General features: G+C 67.1%; 15 protein-coding genes and 1 pseudogene. 12 read left to right on the top strand and 4 right to left on the bottom strand.

The window, feature by feature from the left end; genetic code table 11:
* Nucleotide 1: 1 nt before the first annotated feature.
* Together AC1DS0_RS22450 and AC1DS0_RS22445 are read left to right on the top strand one after the other, a co-directional pair.
* Entirely contained in the window at nt 2-1225 is a 1224-nt protein-coding gene (locus AC1DS0_RS22450) for an FAD-dependent oxidoreductase (RefSeq protein ID WP_476816475.1), read from the top strand.
* Between the two features lie 71 nt (nt 1226-1296).
* Nucleotides 1297-2574, top strand: a complete 1278-nt coding sequence (locus AC1DS0_RS22445) for an O-acetylhomoserine aminocarboxypropyltransferase (protein WP_476816474.1) — start codon at nt 1297-1299, stop codon at nt 2572-2574.
* A gap of 91 nt (nt 2575-2665) precedes the next feature.
* Here the strand turns inward: AC1DS0_RS22445 and AC1DS0_RS22440 are convergent, their stop codons facing one another.
* On the bottom strand, nt 2666-3781 hold the full coding sequence (locus AC1DS0_RS22440; protein WP_476816541.1) for a COX15/CtaA family protein: 1116 nt from the start codon (nt 3779-3781) through the stop codon (nt 2666-2668).
* A gap of 99 nt (nt 3782-3880) precedes the next feature.
* Here AC1DS0_RS22440 and AC1DS0_RS22435 point away from each other — a divergent pair, with 99 nt between their 5' ends.
* Nucleotides 3881-4090 (top strand): DUF2842 domain-containing protein, encoded by a 210-nt coding sequence (locus tag AC1DS0_RS22435; protein ID WP_476816473.1) that lies wholly within the window; start codon nt 3881-3883, stop codon nt 4088-4090.
* 263 nt (nt 4091-4353) lie between these two features.
* A complete protein-coding gene (locus tag AC1DS0_RS22430) occupies nt 4354-5364 on the top strand; it encodes an amino acid ABC transporter substrate-binding protein (RefSeq protein WP_476816472.1) in 1011 nt (336 codons plus the stop codon).
* 29 nt (nt 5365-5393) lie between these two features.
* On the opposite strand, the gene AC1DS0_RS22425 is transcribed toward AC1DS0_RS22430, so the two are convergent.
* On the bottom strand, nt 5394-6446 hold the full coding sequence (locus AC1DS0_RS22425) for a polysaccharide deacetylase family protein (protein ID WP_476816471.1): 1053 nt from the start codon (nt 6444-6446) through the stop codon (nt 5394-5396).
* A 116-nt stretch (nt 6447-6562) separates the two neighbouring features.
* On the opposite strand from AC1DS0_RS22425, the gene AC1DS0_RS22420 reads away from it, so the two are divergent.
* Nucleotides 6563-7798: a GNAT family N-acetyltransferase gene (locus AC1DS0_RS22420; RefSeq protein WP_476816470.1), complete on the top strand. Its 1236-nt coding sequence runs from the start codon at nt 6563-6565 to the stop codon at nt 7796-7798.
* 46 nt (nt 7799-7844) lie between these two features.
* Nucleotides 7845-7943, top strand: a pseudogene (locus AC1DS0_RS22415) (dihydroxyacetone kinase subunit DhaK); the annotation flags it as partial.
* A gap of 192 nt (nt 7944-8135) precedes the next feature.
* Here AC1DS0_RS22415 and AC1DS0_RS22410 read toward each other — a convergent pair.
* A complete protein-coding gene (locus AC1DS0_RS22410) occupies nt 8136-9059 on the bottom strand; it encodes a 2-hydroxyacid dehydrogenase (RefSeq protein WP_476816469.1) in 924 nt (307 codons plus the stop codon).
* Nucleotides 9059-10618, bottom strand: coding sequence for an ABC transporter substrate-binding protein (locus AC1DS0_RS22405; protein ID WP_476816468.1), 1560 nt, complete (start codon nt 10616-10618; stop codon nt 9059-9061). The genes AC1DS0_RS22410 and AC1DS0_RS22405 overlap by 1 nt, the downstream gene beginning before the upstream one ends.
* A gap of 235 nt (nt 10619-10853) precedes the next feature.
* Between AC1DS0_RS22405 and AC1DS0_RS22400 the strand changes: the two genes are divergently transcribed.
* The 6 genes from AC1DS0_RS22400 to AC1DS0_RS22375 all read left to right on the top strand — a co-directional run bounded on the left by AC1DS0_RS22400 (nt 10854) and on the right by AC1DS0_RS22375 (nt 16233).
* Nucleotides 10854-11591, top strand: coding sequence for a FadR/GntR family transcriptional regulator (locus tag AC1DS0_RS22400; protein ID WP_476816467.1), 738 nt, complete (start codon nt 10854-10856; stop codon nt 11589-11591).
* A gap of 12 nt (nt 11592-11603) precedes the next feature.
* A complete protein-coding gene (locus AC1DS0_RS22395) occupies nt 11604-12545 on the top strand; it encodes an ABC transporter permease (protein WP_476816466.1) in 942 nt (313 codons plus the stop codon).
* 13 nt (nt 12546-12558) lie between these two features.
* Nucleotides 12559-13452 carry an ABC transporter permease gene (locus AC1DS0_RS22390; protein ID WP_476816465.1) on the top strand — a complete coding sequence of 298 codons (894 nt, stop codon included), beginning with the start codon at nt 12559-12561 and terminating at the stop codon, nt 13450-13452.
* Nucleotides 13445-14206, top strand: coding sequence for an SDR family NAD(P)-dependent oxidoreductase (locus tag AC1DS0_RS22385; RefSeq protein WP_476816464.1), 762 nt, complete (start codon nt 13445-13447; stop codon nt 14204-14206). Before AC1DS0_RS22390 ends, AC1DS0_RS22385 begins: the two co-directional genes overlap by 8 nt.
* Before the next feature lie 16 nt (nt 14207-14222).
* Nucleotides 14223-15413, top strand: coding sequence for an enolase C-terminal domain-like protein (locus AC1DS0_RS22380; protein ID WP_476816463.1), 1191 nt, complete (start codon nt 14223-14225; stop codon nt 15411-15413).
* A gap of 79 nt (nt 15414-15492) precedes the next feature.
* Nucleotides 15493-16233, top strand: a complete 741-nt coding sequence (locus tag AC1DS0_RS22375) for a ribonuclease activity regulator RraA (protein WP_476816462.1) — start codon at nt 15493-15495, stop codon at nt 16231-16233.
* The last annotated feature ends 80 nt before the right edge of the window (nt 16234-16313 follow it).

The raw sequence follows: 16313 nt of genomic DNA, 5'->3' as shown, positions 1-16313 counted from the left end.
CATGCGCCGGGAAAGCACGACCTGCTGCATCGCCGGAGGCGGACCGGCCGGAATGATGCTCGGCTTCCTTTTGGCGCGCGCCGGTGTCGAGGTGATCGTGCTGGAGAAGCACGCCGATTTCCTGCGCGACTTCCGCGGCGACACCATCCATCCCTCGACCATGCAGGTGATGCACGAACTCGGCCTGCTCGAGGACTTCCTGAAGCTGCCGCATGTCCGGGAGGACGATCTCGTCGCCCGCTTCGGAGCTGAGGACATCACCGTCGCCGATTTCAGCCATCTGCCGGTCAAGGCGCCCTTCATCGCCTTCATGCCGCAATGGGATTTTCTCGACTTCCTCGCCGATCACGGCCGGGCTTATCCGAATTTCCGATTGCTGATGCGGACGAAGGCCACCGGGCTGATCGAGGAGAAGGGGCGTGTCGTCGGGCTTACGGCCGAGAACCCCGACGGCCCGCTGGAGATTCGCGCCGATCTCGTCGTCGCAGCGGATGGACGGCGTTCCGATGTCCGCGCCGCAGCAGGCTTCACAGTCACGGAACTGGGCGCGCCCATGGACGTGCTCTGGTTTCGCTTTAGCCGCCGGCCGGATGAGCCGGCACAGGCCTTCGGCCAGGTCGCGGCCGGGCGCTTCTTCATCCGGCTCAACCGCGGCGACTATTGGCAATGCGCCTTCATCATCCCGAAGGGGTCCCTGGAGCGCCTGCAGGCCGCCGGGCTCGATGCCTTCAAGGCCGGGCTCCTCACGCTCGCGCCGGAGCTGGCCGATCGGACTGGCGAACTCGCCTCCTGGGACGATATCAAGCTGCTCTCGGTCGCGGTCGATCGGCTGGAGCGCTGGTGGCGGCCGGGGCTGATCTGCATTGGCGATGCCGCGCACGCCATGTCGCCGATCGGCGGCGTCGGCATCAACCTCGCGGTCCAGGATGCGGTCGCGGCCGCCAATCTGCTGGCCAGGCCGCTGCGCGAGAGAACACTGGCGGATACCGACCTCGCCGCCGTGCAGAAGCGCCGCGAATGGCCGGCCAAGGTCACGCAAGCCGCCCAGGTCGCGATTCAGAACCGGGTGATCACGCCGCTGCTCGCGGCGGACAAGCCGATCGCGCCGCCCTGGCCGCTCAGGCTGCTGCAACGCTTTCCGCTGCTGCGCCGGCTGCCCGCGCGCATGGTCGGGATGGGTGTCCGCCCGGAGCATGTCGGGCCCGAGCTGAGGGCTCGACACTGAATTGACGCCTCGCAAGGCGTTCGTTAAATCGAACAAGTCGTCCGAAATCAGAGTTTCCGAGGGAGCACGCCATGACCGACCGCGCACCGGGTTTCCATACGCTCGCCGTCCATGCCGGCGCAGCTCCCGACGCAGCCACCGGCGCGCGCGCCACGCCGATCTACCAGACGACCAGCTTCGTGTTCGACGACGTCGACCACGCCGCCTCGCTGTTCGGGCTGCAGGCCTTCGGCAATATCTACACCCGCATCGGCAACCCGACCAACGCGGTGCTGGAAGAGCGCGTCGCCGCGCTGGAGGGCGGCACGGCGGCGCTCGCGGTGGCCTCGGGCCATGCCGCCGAGTTCCTCTGCTTCCACGCGCTGCTGCAGCCGGGCGACGAATTCGTCGCCGCCAAGAAGCTCTATGGCGGCTCGATCAACCAGTTCAACCATTCCTACAAGAACTTCGGCTGGAACGTGATCTGGGCCGATTCCGATGATCTGGAGGCCTTCGCCGCGGCGGTGACGCCGAAGACCAAGGCGATCTTCATCGAATCCATCGCCAATCCCGGCGGCGTCATCGTCGATATCGAGGGCATCTCGAAGATCGCGAAGAAGCACAACATCCCGCTGATCGTCGACAACACGATGGCGAGCCCCTATTTGATCCGCCCGTTCGAGCATGGTGCCGACATCGTCGTGCATTCGGCGACGAAGTTCCTGGGCGGCCATGGCAACTCGATCGGCGGCCTGATCGTCGATGGCGGCTCGTTCAATTGGGTCGGCGACGAGCGCTACCCGATGCTGTCCAAGCCGCGGCCTGAGTATAATGGCATGGTGCTGGGCGAGACCTTCGGCAATTTCGCCTTCGCGATCGCAACCCGCGTGCTCGGCCTGCGCGACATGGGTCCGGCGCTCTCGCCCTTCAATGCCTTCATGATCCTGACCGGCATTGAGACCCTGCCGCTGCGCATGCAGCGGCATTGCGAGAACACGCTCAAGGTGGCGACGCATCTTGCCAAGCACCCGGCGGTCGAGTGGGTGAACTATGCCGGCCTGCCGGACAACAAGTACCACGCCCTCGCCCAGCGCTACTGCCCCAAGGGCGCCGGCGCGGTCTTCACCTTCGGCCTGAAGGGCGGCTATGACGCCGGCGTCCAGCTGGTCTCGAAGCTCTCGCTGTTCTCGCATCTCGCCAATATCGGCGACACGCGCTCGCTGGTGATCCACCCGGCCTCGACCACCCACCGCCAGCTCTCCGACGCGCAGAAGACCGCGTCAGGCGCCGGACCGGAGGTGGTGCGCCTGTCGATCGGCATCGAGGATGTTGAGGACCTGATCGCAGATCTCGATCAGGCGCTGGCCTGACGCCCTGAAACCCTTCTCCCCTCGGGGGAGAAGGTGGCAGCGCGAAGCGCTGACGGATGAGGGAAGGACGGCTCACCCGGTCGAGGCGCCCTCATCCCCCTGCCGGGACCTTCTCCCCCGAGGGGAGAAGGGAGCTGCTTCGTGTCAGATGCACCACGCCCATCGCCAGTACGGTGAAGCCGAGCGCCTGATGGGCGAGACCGGCCCAGAGCGGCACGACCAGCAGCAACGTCACGATGCCCAGCGTAGACTGCGCCAGCACGAGCCCGGCAATGGCAGTCGCGCGCTTGGCGGCGCCCGAGCCCGGCGCGGCGCGGCGCAATGCCAGCATCTGCCAGAGCGCGAAGGCGAACAGGACATAGGCGCCGATGCGGTGGTTGAACTGCACCAGCGCGACATTATCGACGAAGTTCTCCCAAAATGGCGTGCCGGCGAAGAGCGTCGAGGCGGAAGGCGCCAACGCTCCGTCCATCAATGGCCAGGTGTTGAAGGTGAAGCCGGCCTTGGAGCCGGCCACGAGGCCACCGAGCGCGATCTGCACGAAGAGCAAGAGGAGCAGGAACCATGCTGCCGCCCTGCCCCGTGCCGGCTCGATCCGGCGTAGCGGCGTCAGCCAGGTCGCAAAGGCAATCACGCTGGCGAAGAAGAGGCCGGCGAAGGTCAAATGCAGCGTCAGCTTGACCGGGGCGACCGCGATCATGCCCGGTTCCAGCCCGGAGGCGACCATGATCCAGCCGATCGTGCCCTGCAGTCCGAGCAGCAGGCCCATGCCGAACAGGATCGCGGTTTCGCGCCACGGCATCGAGCGCCGCAGCAGGACGACGGAGAAGCCGGCGAGATAGAGCAGCCCGATGAAGCGGCCAAGCTGGCGGTGGCCCCACTCCCACCAGTAGATGAACTTGAAGTCGGCCAGCTCCATGCCCGAATTGAGGAGCTGGAATTGCGGGCTCAGCCGGTACTTCTCGAATTCGAGCACCCAGGCGGCGTCGGAGAGCGGCGGGATCGCGCCGGTGACAGGGCGCCATTCGGTGATCGAGAGGCCCGAACCGGTCAATCGCGTCGCGCCGCCGACCACGACCATGACAAAGACAAGGAAGGCGACGGCCCAGAGCCAGCGGCGGATGCCGGCATGGCCTGTCGCGGCCGGAACGGCAGGCTGATCGAGCGCGATCGTCACGGCGGCGGGACCTCGGGTCGCAGGGAGCAGGCTTGAATACGCTTCACAAGCGCGGCGGCGGGTGACAGATAGTCCGCCCTTGAGACCTGAACAACGCCCGCAATGCCGCAGCCCGGACTGAAGATCGCCATGAGGCAGACCCATCGCAAGCTCGTCGGCACGGTCGTGATGATCGTCTTCGTCTGCGTCTACGCGCTCGTCGCGATGGCGCTGGCGCAGGGACGGATCACCGAAGCCTCGAAGCTCGTGCAGACGATCGCCTATGTCGTGCTCGGGCTGGTCTGGGTGCTGCCTCTGCTGCCGTTGATCAAATGGATGGAGCGGAAGGACGAGGTCTGATCGGGCCACCGCCGCGGGCCCATCAAAGCTGCCCAGCGATCCGCGAGCCGCCTCGACGACATCGTCATATGCCCCGAGGCCGATAACGGCCCTTTTCGAGCGGTTTTGTCGTTTCCTGCGTTTCCGACCCGCCGAACTCAAGAAACTTGCAGCCGGCCCCGGCTTTTAGAGCGCTTTTCTCGCAGCCGCCGCAATACCGTTTCGCCGCGTTCAAAAGCGCCCGGCGGCGCGATGCATGCCGCGGGCAAGAGGGGGATGGGGCCATGAAAAGATTGCTGCAGCTGGGTTCTCTTGGCCTTGCGCTCGGCGGGGGGCTGGCTGAAGCCGGCACCCTGGACACTGTGAGACAGCGCGGCGTCCTGAAATGCAGCTCGACCATGGGCACGCCCGGCTTCTCCATCGCCGACGCGACCGGCCGCCATCGCGGCCTCGACGTCGATTTCTGCCGCGCGGTCGCGACGGCGGTGTTCGGCGATCCCGAGAAGGTGATGATCGTGCCGCTCCCGGCCGCGGCCCGGTTCACGGCACTGCAGTCCGGCGAGGTCGACATCCTCTTCAACACGACGACATGGACGATGGGGCGCGAGACCACGAACGGCATCCTGTTCGCCGCCGTGACCTATTATGACGGCCAGGGGATCATGGTCCGCTCGGGCGAGGTCAAATCCGGCAAGGAATTGAACGGCGCGACGCTCTGCACCAATCAGGGCTCGACGACCGAGCTCAACCTCACCGACTTCTTCCGCTCGAACAATCTGAAGAACGAAATCGTCGCGTTCGCCTCGCAGGAAGAGGCGCTGCAGGGCTATCAGTCGGGCCGCTGCGACGCCTTCAGCTCCGACCGCTCCGTCCTCTACGCCTTCCGCTCGAAGCTGACGGAGCCGCAAAAGCACAGCGTGCTGCCCGATACACTCTCGAAAGAGCCGCTCGGCGCCGCCGTCCGCCAGGGCGACGACCCCTGGTACAATATCGTCAGATGGTCGGCCTATGCGATGCACGCGGCCGAGGAATTCGGGCTGACGTCGAGCACGGTCGAGCAGGCCGCCGCTACGACCAAGGATCCCAATGTCCTGCGCCTGCTCGGCCGCGAGGGTGCGATCGGCGAGTCGCTCGGATTGTCCAAGGACTGGGCGCTCAACATCATCCGTAAGGTCGGCGCCTATAACGAGGTCTTCGACCGCAATATCGGCATGGACAGCCCCTTGAAGATCGAGCGCGGCTTGAACGCCTCCTGGAAGCAAGGCGGCCTGCACTACGCCCCGCCGATTCGCTGACTGCTCAGCCAGAGTCTCTTGGCCCTCGGCTAGCCGGCGCTGACTTTCCTGCCCCGGTTCCACACAAGGAACGGCAGTCCCGACAGCAGCGCCTTCAGCGCGGCCTCGCTCTGATGCAGGCCGTTGAGCGAGACGCGCGGCAGCGCATGCGGATGTTCGGCATGCTCGGCGAAGAGATGCCCGGGCCGGGTCGTCACGGCACTCGCGAACCCCGCTTCCTTCGCCAAGGCGAACTCACGCGGCCCGGCGGAGGTGGGATCGCCGACCGGGTAGGCGAAGTGGCGGACGGGCGTGCCCAGCGCTTCCTCCAGCCAGGCCTTGCTCTCGACGATCTCGCGGCGCGCGATCTCCTCCGGATGCTTGGCGAGCATCGGATGGCTGAGCGTATGCGCGCCGATGGTGACGCCGGGCGCACCGGCGAGCGAGCGCAGCGTCTCGGTGGGCAAGCATTCGCGCTCGACCAGCCCGGCGGGATCGATGCCGGCTTGCCGGCCGAGATCGAAAATCACTGAGAGCAGAATCGCTTCAGGGCCTTTGCGCAGGCGCCAGTAGAGCCGGTCGAACGCCTTTTGCTTCTCGGCGTCAGTTCCCGCGGGCGCGTCGAAGCGACCACCCGGGAGTTCGAGCGAGATCCGCGGCAGCGCCCGGATCGCCTCCTCCAGCTCCAGCCACCAGAGCCGCGCCGTGCGCTCGGCGAAGCCGCGTACGGCATAGAGCGTCCAGGGCGCCTGGTGCTTCGCCAGCACCGGCCAGGCATGGTCGAGATTGTCGCGATAGCCATCGTCGAAGGTGAGCGCGACAAAGAAGCGGCCGGGTTTCGGATCGGCCAGCCGTGCCAGCGCCTCGTCGAGCGAGACGATGTCGTAGCCTTCCGCCCGGATCAGGGTCAGCGCCCGGTCGAGGAAATCCGGCGTGATCTCGAGCAATCCATTCGGACTGAAGCCGCCCGATGTCGCCGGGCGGACATGGTGCAGCGTCAGGATCGCGCCCCTGCCCTGGGCGAGCCCCCTGCCCCAGCGGTCGGCGCCGGTCGCAGCGATGGCCGTGAATGCGGCCGAAAAAGCCTTGTGGCGCAGGCTCATGCCCGGCGTCTCCGAGAGATCGATTCAACCCTTCGCTAACGCTGTTCGGCGAAGCTGTCTTGCAACGTCCGCGACAGTGGCAGGTCCGTTCACAATGCGGGGTTAAGGAAGGCGGCATGTCCGTCGTCGCCGACCGCGCGCCCAGCCCGTCCGCCGCCCCTGCCCTGCGGCGGGAGACGGAGACGCGCCTTTGGGCCAGGGTCATTGCAGGCAGCGACCTTGCCGCCCTCGAAGCCAATTGGCGCGCGCTGGAAGCCGATGCGCTGGTGACGCCCTATCAGGCCTATGACTGGATCCGCCCCTTCGCCACGACAATCGGCCGGGCCGAGGGGATGGACTTCCACTTCGTCCGGGTCGAGGACGGCCAGGGCGCGTTGCTCGCACTGTTCCCGCTGGTGGTCACCCGGCGTCTCGGCACGCGCTTCGCCGAATTCATCGGCGGCAAGCACGCCAATTATCACATGGCGCTCTATCGGCCGGATTTCGCCGAAGCGCTCGATGCGACGGCAGCGCAGCAGCTGCTCAAGGAGATCGGCGCGGCGATCGGCGGGATCGACGCGCTGTTCCTGATCAACCAGCCGACGGCCTGGCAGGGCATCGCCAATCCGCCGGCCAGGCTCGCCGCGGGGCAAAGCCCGAGCCGTGCCTACAAGCTGGCGCTCGAACCGGGCGATTGCGACGGCACGCTCCGGCGCTCGATGAGCAAGCATGCCCGCAAGAAGATGACGACGAAGCGCAATCGTTTCGCCGAGTTCGGGCCATCAGAACTGGTGCGGGCCCATAGCGACGCCGAGATCGGGCGCGTGCTCGACGCGTTCCTGGCGCAGAAGGCGGCCCGCTTCGCGCAGCTGGGCCTGCCCGACCCGTTTGCCACCCCGGCGATCCGCGCCTTCCTGCGTGAAGGAGCGCTGGCGCAGGCCGGCCGCTCGCCGGCAATCGAGCTCTATTCGCTCGATCTCTCGGGCCGTTCGGTCGCGACCTATGTCGGCGCCGTGCAGGGAAAGCGCTTCTCCGGCATGGCGACCTCCTTCGATCTCGGCTCGGAGGCGGCGCGGACCAGCCCCGGCGAGATCCTCCTGATCGAGCTGATCAAGCGCAAATGCCAGGCGGGCGTCACCATGTTCGACCTCGGCGTCGGCGAGGCCCGCTACAAGACGACGATCTGCGACGACAGCGACGAGCTCGTCGACACCTTCGTCCCGCTGACGGCCAGGGGGCGGGCCTATGCAGGCTACAGCCAGGCGAAGCGCGCGCTGAAGCGGCGGATCAAGGCTTCGCCCCTTGCTCTGAAGACGGCGCAACGCATCCTCGGGCTGTTGAGGCGCCGCAAGCCGGCAGAGGCGGACGAGTAGGCCGCCTCCGCCATCTCTCACTATCTCTGAACCTCTCAAATCCACCGTGCCGAAGGAACGGCGGCGCGGCATCGCCGGCACCGTCCTGATCCACAGGATCGCCGGGGCGCTGGCGGAGCGGGGACAATCGCTGGCGACGGTCGCGGCGGCGGCAAGATGCCGTGACGCAGGTCTGCCGGGCAAATTTGCCGACGCTTGTTTCCCTCCGAAGTCGGAGCCCGGTGGCAGTCTCAAGGCAACAGAGCGCCAAAAGCGGACATTGACAGAGCGCCTACAAACGGACACTGCCGCTGAGAGCGATAATCGGCCGGAGAAGCCGGCCAGGACCATCCGTTTTTCACACCGGGTTCAACAGCCGCTCCAGAGATCGGACGACGCTCTCGCCCATGGCATGCCGGGTCTCGATGGTCGCGCTGCCGAGATGAGGAGCCAGCACGACATTGTCCAGCCGCCGCAAGGCCAGCGGGACGTCAGGCTCGTCGGCGAAGACGTCGAGCCCGGCGCTGCCGAGCCGTCCCGACGCCAGCGCTTCGATGAGGGCCGGCTCGTCGACGATCTCACCGCGTGCGATGTTGACCAGCGTCGCGCCGGATCCCAGCGCTGCGATGACGCTGCTGTCGACCAGACCACGATTGGCCGGCCCGCCCGGGCAGGCGATGACGAAGACATCGCTGTCGGCGGCGAGCGCCCGCGCATCGGCGTGATGGGGATAGGCGCAGCCTGCGACCGGCCGGCGCGTGCAGTAGCGCGGGTGCATGCCCATCGCCTCGGCGCGGCGGGCGATGGCGCTTCCGATATGGCCGAGGCCGAGCAGGCCGATGCGCAGGCCCGTCACCGAGCGGCCGAGCGGAAAGGCAGCTTCTGCCCAGGCGCCGCTGCGGACATGGGCATCTGCCGCGGTGAGCCGGCGGCGGGCCATGACCATCAGCGCGATCGCGAGGTCGGCGACCTCATCGGCGAGCGCGGCCGAGCTGTTGGTGAGTGGGATGCCGCGCTCGGCGAGCGCCTCCGTGTCGATCTTGTCCAGCCCGGCGCTGTAGCAGGCGACAAGCTCGAGCGCCGGCAGCCTGGCGAGCAAGGCGCGATCCAGCCGCGCCTTGCCCGTCGTGGCGATGCCGCGGATCCGGGCACCATGCGCGGAAACGAGCGCCTCGATCTGGTCGGGGCTCCCTGGCCCGAGCACGTCGAAGCGCTCCGCCAGCACCGCGATCGTCGCCGCGGGTACCCCGGCCGAGAGAACGAGGATGGTGACGGGCTGCATCAGGCCTTGGCGAGCCAGGCTTCGGCAAGCTGCCAGGCGCCGCCGGAATCGAGCACGATGTTCTGAAGTTCCTTGCGCGCGACATGGCGCGCCTCGCGGAAGAACAGCCAGGAATAGTAGTCGTTCCTGTTCAGCGCGGTCTGGAGCTCCTTGTAGATCGTCTTGCGCTTGGCCTGCTCGGTCTCCTCGCGGCCCTGGTCGACCAGGCGGAAGACCTCCTCGTCCTTGATCCCGGACCAGTTCTGCGCCGCCGTGCGCCCGAAGAACGGGCCGAAGACGTGGTCGGGGTCGGCGCGCGGGACATTGACGCGCCCCATCGCCAGTTCGTGCTGCAGCCCTAGCACCTTCGGCACCCAGGCCTGCCGCTCGAGGATCTCGATCTCCATGTTGATCTTGAACGGCTTGAGCTGGGCCTGGACGATCTGAGCGACCTGCGTGTCGGGGTCGCGCTGGATGATCGAAAGCTTGCAGATGAAGCCGTTGGGCTGGCCGCCCTCCTTGAGCAAGGCCTGGACCTTGGCCGGATCGAGCTTCGGCTGCGGCACGCTCGCGTCATAGGACCAGTCGCTCGGCGGCACCCAGGTCGGCGTCACCGCGCCGAAGCCGCGGGTGATGCCCTTCATCAAGACGTTGCGGTCGATGCCGTGGTTGACGGCGGCGCGCAGATGCGGATTGGCGAAGATGCCCTTGGAGACGTTGAAGGTCAGCCATTGCGCGATGCCCGGGGGCACCGCGACCAGCTTCAACGCCGGATTTTTCTCGACCTCCTCGAAATCGCGCGGCGTGACGCCGTCGACGAGATGCACCCCACCCGACTTGACCTCGACCATCTTGACCGCCGTGGTCGGGATGATCCGCAGCGTCACAGCATCGGCATAGGGCAGCCTCTTGCCGTCGGCGCCATCACGCCAATAGCGCTCGTTCCGGACGAAGCGGATCTGGCTGCCGCCAACCCATTCCGCAAACTTGTACGGGCCAGTGCCGACCGGCTGGCGGCCGAAATCCTGGCCGAGCTTCTTCAGCGCCGCCGGCGAGCACATCATGCCGGCTTCCACGGCGAGCGATGCCAGCGCCGCGCCCGAGGGCTGCTTCAGGTTGATCTTGACCGCCATCGGCCCGGCCATCTCGGCACCGGCGATGTCGGCAAGATCGGGGCTGCGCGGCGCGATCGAGTTCGGCGCGACGACGCGCGCGATGTTGTAAACCGCCGCCTCGGCGTCGAAGGGTTCGCCATCATGGAAGACGACGCCCTCGCGCAGCTTGAAGACGACGGATTTCTTGTCCTCCGACCATTGCCAGCTCGTCGCCAGCGAGGGCTGGAGATTGCCCTGCACATCGAACTTCAGCAGCCCCTCGAACATCTGGATCAGGGCGTAACGATCCGAGGTCGGCGCATCGCCCATGATCGGGTCGAGGCTCTTCGGCTGCAGGTCCATCGAGGCAACGATGGTGCCGCCGCGCACCGGGGCCCCTTGCGCGAAGGCTAGGCCGGGCAGCCCGGCGATGAGACCCGCACTGGACGCACCCAGCAAGAGACCGCGACGCGAAATCAGGGCCATTGGCGTGATCCTCCCAAGGCGCTCTTGGTCTGGCGCCGACGGAGAAGGCACCTATCAGATATGTTATGAGGTAGGCAATCAGTTTTTGCCCACCGATGCAAAGCCGCATTGCATTTCGGCAGGACCGGTTTCTGTGTCACGGCGCGCAGCCTAGCGGCGAAAGGCTCAAGAGCGACCTCCACCGACCGGCATCACCCCGTTGACGCGCTCTTCAAGGCAGCATATCTGATATGTTATGAGTGAGATCGTCGCCCTTCAACCTGACAAGCAGCGCCTGACCGAAGCGGTGACGCAGTTCGTGATCGACCGCGTTGCCGAGCGCGTCTATCGCCCGGGCGACCAGCTTCCGTCGGAATCCGAGCTCGCCAAGCGGCTCAACGTCTCGAAGCCTGTGGTGCGGGAAGCGCTGGGGCGCCTCTCGGCGCTCGGCATTGTCCAGATCCAGCAGGGCAAGCCGACCACGATCAAGGGGCTCTCGGTCGCCCCGCTCGACCAGTTCCTGCGCCTGGCCGTCCGCGTCACCGACAATGGCCTGCGCGAAGCGGTCGAGCTCAGGCGCGCCATCGAGGTCGAGGTCGCGGCGCTCGCCGCCGAGCGGGCGACGCCGCTCCAGCTGGAGCCGGTCGAGCTCGCGCTGGAGAAGATGCGCGCCAATATCGACGGCGATTTCGAGCGCTGGCTGCAGGGCGACCTCGCCTTCCATGTCGCTCTGGCGCGCTGCTCGGGCAACGCGCTGCTGGAGCATCTGGTCAGCGCGCTCGTCGACACCATCAAGTTCACCCAGCGCGCGCTCGGCATGCAGCGCGACCTGCGCGATCCCACTGCGACAGTCGCCCGTCATCAGGCCATCGTCGATGCGATCAAGGCCCGCGACCCCGCGGCGGCGCGCATCGCCATGACCACCCATTTCGCGGTGTCCGACGCCGTCATCGCCGAGATCGCCCGCGACCACCGCCGGCTCGATCGCTACTGAGGGATCGCGACCGTGCTGCCTTACCTCGCCAAGAAGCTCGCGCAGATGCTGCCGGTGGCCTTTTTCGTCACCATCATCGTCTTCGCGCTCACCAACCTGCTGCCGGGCGACCCGACTGTCACCATCCTCGGCGAGCAGGCGAGCCTGGAGCAGCGCGCCGCGGTGCGCGTCGAGTACGGCCTCGATCAGCCGGCTCCGGTCCGCTACGTCACCTGGCTCGCGCGCGTCGCGCAGGGCGATTTCGGCCGCTCTTTGCGCACGCGCGAGGATGTTGGCGAGATGCTGGCGGCGCGCATCCCGGTGACGCTCGAGCTCGGCTTCCTCTCGATCCTGATCGCAATCGCGATCGGCATGCCCGCCGGCATCCTGGCCGCGCGTTTCCGCGGCAGCCTGATCGACGTCGTGGCGAGCCTCATCGCCATGTCCTCGGTCGCAGTGCCCTATTTCTGGATGGGCGTGCTGCTGATCATGCTGTTCTCGCTCAAGCTCGGTTGGCTGCCGCCCTCCGGCCACATCCGCTTCCTCGACGATCCCGGCGGCAACCTCAGGCTGATGGTGATGCCGGCACTGACGATCGGTACCGCCTTCGCCGCGCTCGTCATGCGCCAGACCCGCGCCTCGATGCTGCAGGTGCTGTCGATGGACTATATCCGCACCGCAAGGGCCAAGGGGCTGAGCGAGCGCCTGGTCCTGGTCCGGCACGCGCTGCGCAACGCGCTGATCCCGATCGTCACGGTCATCGGCCTGCAGGTCGGAGCCCTGCTCGGCGGCGCGGTTGTGACCGAGACGGTCTTCGCCTTGCCCGGCCTCGGCCGCATGCTCGTCGACGGCATCTTCCAGCGCGACTTTCCGGTCATCCAGGGCGCGATCCTGTTCATCGTCATCGCGGTCTTCGCGGTGAACCTCCTGACCGACCTGCTCTACCGGGCCTTCGACCCGCGCGTGAAGGCGTGAGGCGATGGCGGCCGTGACCGAACTCATGCCCCCCGCCGCCGCGCCGACGCGGCGAGCCCCGCTCTCGCCCGGCGCGATCATCCTGCGCCGCATCCTCGGCTGCTGGCAGGGCCGGTTCGGCACGATCGTCCTCGCCGTCATCGTCGCGCTCGGCCTGCTGGCGCCGTGGCTCTCGCCCCATTCACCGATCGATATCGACCCCGACGCCTTTTCGATGCCACCGAGCGCCGCGCACTGGTTCGGCACCGACGAGATCGGCCGCGACGTGCTCTCGCGCGTCCTGCACGGCGCCACTGTCTCTCTCCAGGTCGTGATCTTCGCAATCGGGCTCGCGCTGATCGCCGGCTCACTGCTCGGGCTGGTCTCCGGCTGGCTCGGCGGGCGCTGGGACGCGCTGATCATGCGCGTCATGGACGCCTTTCTCGCCTTCCCGCTGCTGGTGCTGGCGCTCTCGATCGTCGCGGTGCTCGGCCCCGATCTCGTCAACGTCATGCTCGCCATCGCGATCACCAAGATGCCCGGCTTCGCCCGGCTGGTGCGCGCGGAGGTGCTGACGCTGCGGGAGGCCGACTATGTCGTGGCGGCGCAGGCCTCCGGGGCGCGCCCCTTTCGCATCCTGTTCAAGCACATCTGGCCGAACGTCTCCGGCAACGTCATCGTCTATGGCTCGCTCTCGGCCTCGCAGGCGCTGATCACCGAAAGCGCCCTCTCCTTCCTCGGCCTCGGCGTGCAGCCGCCGACGCCGAGCTGGGGCTACATGGTCGCGACCGGCATCCAGTTCTACCAGTCCTGGTGGATGAGCTTCTTTCCCGGGCTCGCCATCTTCCTGACGGTGCTCGCGCTGAATTTCCTGGGTGACGCGGTGCGCGACGCCTTCGACGCCAGGCTCGGCGACAGCCATGGCTGAGCCGGGACGCCTTCAAGCCGACCTGACGGGGCGCCGGGTGCTCGTCACCGGTGCGACGCAGGGCATTGGGCTCGCCATCGCGACCGCGCTCGCGCACTCCGGCGCCACCATCTGCCTCAACGGCCCGGCCGGCGGTGAGGAACTCGATGCAGCCTGCCGCGCATCGGGATCAGCGCTCGGCATCGCCGCCGACCTGACCTGCCCCAGCGACGTCGAGCGCCTGATCGCCGAAGCGACGGACAGGCTCGGCGGGATCGACATCCTCGTGCTCAACGCCGCCCTGCAGGAACGGGCGCCCTGGCACGGCTTCGAGCGTGCCGCGCTCGACCGGCAATGGGAGCTCAATCTCGCCGCCAACTACCGGCTGATGCAGGCGCTCGTTCCAGCCATGGCGGAGCGCGGCTTCGGCCGGTTGATCGCGATCGGCTCGATCCAGCAGGTCAAGGAGCATCCGCAGATGCTGGCCTATGCCGCGAGCAAGGCCGCGCTGGAGAGCATGGTCCGCAGCATCGCCCGCCAGGTCGCGGCCGACGGCGTCACCTGCAATGTGCTGGCGCCGGGCGCCATCGCGACCGCGCGCAATCGCGAGGCCCTGGCCGATCCCGCCTATCGCGACGCCGTGCTCGCCCGCATCCCGGCAAACCGCCTGGGCACGCCGGAGGATTGTGCCGAGGTCGCGCTGTTCCTGGCCTCCGACGCCGCCCGCTACATCACCGGCACGACGCTCTTCGTCGATGGCGGCATGCACCTTTGAGGGAGTGAACAGGCCGATGAAGATCGTCGACATGAGGGTGCGCTGCGTGGCGATCCCGCTCAATGCACAGCTTCGCCACAATACCGGGGTCCATCCCGGCTATTTCCTGCGCACCATCCTCGAACTGATCACGGACGAGGGCATCGTCGGCCTGGGCGAGGTCGGCGGCGGCGACCAGCGCGGCGCACTGATGAAGCTGAAGCCACGCATCATCGGCATGGACCCGTTCCATCTCGAATTGATCAAGCTCAAGACGTTGCGAGCGATCTATTATCTCTCCAATGCCCGGCTCTATGCCGCGATCGAGATGGCCTGCCTCGACATCCAGGGCAAGGCGCTCGGCCGCCCGCTCTGCGACCTGATCGGCGGACCGGTGCGCGACCGCATCCCGATGATCGCCTACCTGTTCTGGCGCTATGACCGGCCGGGCGGCGGCCATGACGAGCATCCGCAGGACATGGCCGATCTCTGCCAGGAGTTGCACGAGACGCTCGGCGTCAAGGCGATGAAGCTCAAGGCCGGCGTGCTTTCGCCGGACATCGAGGCGGCAGCGGTCGAAGCCTGCCGCGAGCGCATGGGGCCGGATTTCGGCCTGCGCATCGATCCCAACGGCGTCTGGTCGGCGCCCACCGCAATCCGCATCGGCCAGCGGCTGGAAGCCGTCGGCATGGAGTATTTCGAGGATCCGGCCTGGGGGCTCGAAGGCAATGCCGCGGTCCGCAAGGCCGTGCGCATCCCGATCGCCACCAACATGTACCCTGCCAAGTTCGACGATCTCGGCCCTGCCATCCGCCTGGGAGCGGTCGATATCGTCCTGACCGACATCCACTACTGGGAAGGCCCGCGCGGGGTGAAGGACCTCGCTGCGATCTGCCGGACCTTCGCGCTCGGCGTCGCCATGCATTCGGGCGCCGAATTCGGCATCGAGCTCGCAGCCATGCTGCACACCGCCGCGACCATCCCCGAGATGAGCTTCGCCGGCGACGCGCATTACCACTACCTGACCGACGACATCATCGAGGGCGGGCTGATGCCCTATGAGGACGGCGCCATCCGCGTGCCTACCGGGCCCGGCCTCGGCGTTTCGCTCGACGAGGACAAGATGCGCCATTACGGCGCCCTCTACGACGAGAAGGGCGACTACTACGCCCGCTTCCACCAGGACCCCTACCGCCCGGACTGGCATCCGGTCGTCGGCGGACTTTGAGAAGCCGCCTCGCGATCTCTTCTATCCGCAGAAGCGCTCACCACGACCCGATCACGCCGGCAACCATCAGGAACGACGCATGTTCGACATCCCCACGATCAACCGTCCCGCCAAGGCGCTTCTCGACGGGCTCGCCAGCATCGGCACTGCCACCGCGTCGAGCGAACTCTACAAGATGGGCATTCGAAACCCGTTCATCGCAGGAGCCGTGCCGCACTCGCGCGGCAAGGCCATCGCTGGCCCGGCCCTTACGCTCCAATTCATGCCGAAGCGCGAGGATCTCTATGGCGACGACGAGTACGCCGATCGCGAGAAGCAGCTTCACAGGCACGCGCTCTATCACGTCGAGGCCGGCGACGTCGTCGTAGTCGACGCCCGCGGCGACCTGCAGAGCGGGATCTTCGGCGAGATGATGCTGACCTATTTCGCCGGCAAGGGTGGCGCGGGGATGGTCATCGACGGGGTGATCCGCGATGCGGCAAAGGCGTTCGCGCTCGACATCGGCTACTGGATGCGTGGCGCTTCGCCGAACTTCCATACCCAGACGACACTGATGCCGCACGCGGTCAACGTGCCGATAGCCTGCGGCGGGACTTATGTCAGACCGGGCGACATCATCATCGCCGACGATGACGGGGCGATCTGCGTACCCATCGCCTATGCCGAGAGGCTGCTCGAGGCCGGCAGTCATCATGCCGAATGGGAGGACTTCTCGCGCCTCATGCTGTCGAAGGGCGGCGATCTTCGGCGCTACTATCCGCTCGCGCAGGATGCCGAAGCCGAGTACCTGGCGTGGAAAGCGGAGCAGCAGCGCAATTGAGGTTGCGCGCTGCCTTTCGGCTCGCAGGGGCTGCGGGCTGGGCGGCGCTTAGTGGCATGCTGCCCGGAACCGGACACCGA

The sequence above is a fragment of the Allobosea sp. P4_H5 genome (assembly GCF_056400825.1).
The sequence above is the reverse complement of the archived record's forward strand: the minus strand, read 5'-3'. Positions and strand labels throughout refer to the sequence as shown.

Coding starts and splice junctions, on each gene's coding strand:
- AC1DS0_RS22450 (WP_476816475.1), top strand. CDS start 2: ATGCGCCGGGAAAGCACGACCTGCTGCATCGCCGGAGGCGGACCGGCC.
- AC1DS0_RS22445 (WP_476816474.1), top strand. CDS start 1,297: ATGACCGACCGCGCACCGGGTTTCCATACGCTCGCCGTCCATGCCGGC.
- AC1DS0_RS22435 (WP_476816473.1), top strand. CDS start 3,881: ATGAGGCAGACCCATCGCAAGCTCGTCGGCACGGTCGTGATGATCGTC.
- AC1DS0_RS22430 (WP_476816472.1), top strand. CDS start 4,354: ATGAAAAGATTGCTGCAGCTGGGTTCTCTTGGCCTTGCGCTCGGCGGG.
- AC1DS0_RS22425 (WP_476816471.1), bottom strand. CDS start 6,446: ATGAGCCTGCGCCACAAGGCTTTTTCGGCCGCATTCACGGCCATCGCT.
- AC1DS0_RS22420 (WP_476816470.1), top strand. CDS start 6,563: ATGTCCGTCGTCGCCGACCGCGCGCCCAGCCCGTCCGCCGCCCCTGCC.
- AC1DS0_RS22410 (WP_476816469.1), bottom strand. CDS start 9,059: ATGCAGCCCGTCACCATCCTCGTTCTCTCGGCCGGGGTACCCGCGGCG.
- AC1DS0_RS22405 (WP_476816468.1), bottom strand. CDS start 10,618: ATGGCCCTGATTTCGCGTCGCGGTCTCTTGCTGGGTGCGTCCAGTGCG.
- AC1DS0_RS22400 (WP_476816467.1), top strand. CDS start 10,854: ATGAGTGAGATCGTCGCCCTTCAACCTGACAAGCAGCGCCTGACCGAA.
- AC1DS0_RS22385 (WP_476816464.1), top strand. CDS start 13,445: ATGGCTGAGCCGGGACGCCTTCAAGCCGACCTGACGGGGCGCCGGGTG.
- AC1DS0_RS22380 (WP_476816463.1), top strand. CDS start 14,223: ATGAAGATCGTCGACATGAGGGTGCGCTGCGTGGCGATCCCGCTCAAT.
- AC1DS0_RS22375 (WP_476816462.1), top strand. CDS start 15,493: ATGTTCGACATCCCCACGATCAACCGTCCCGCCAAGGCGCTTCTCGAC.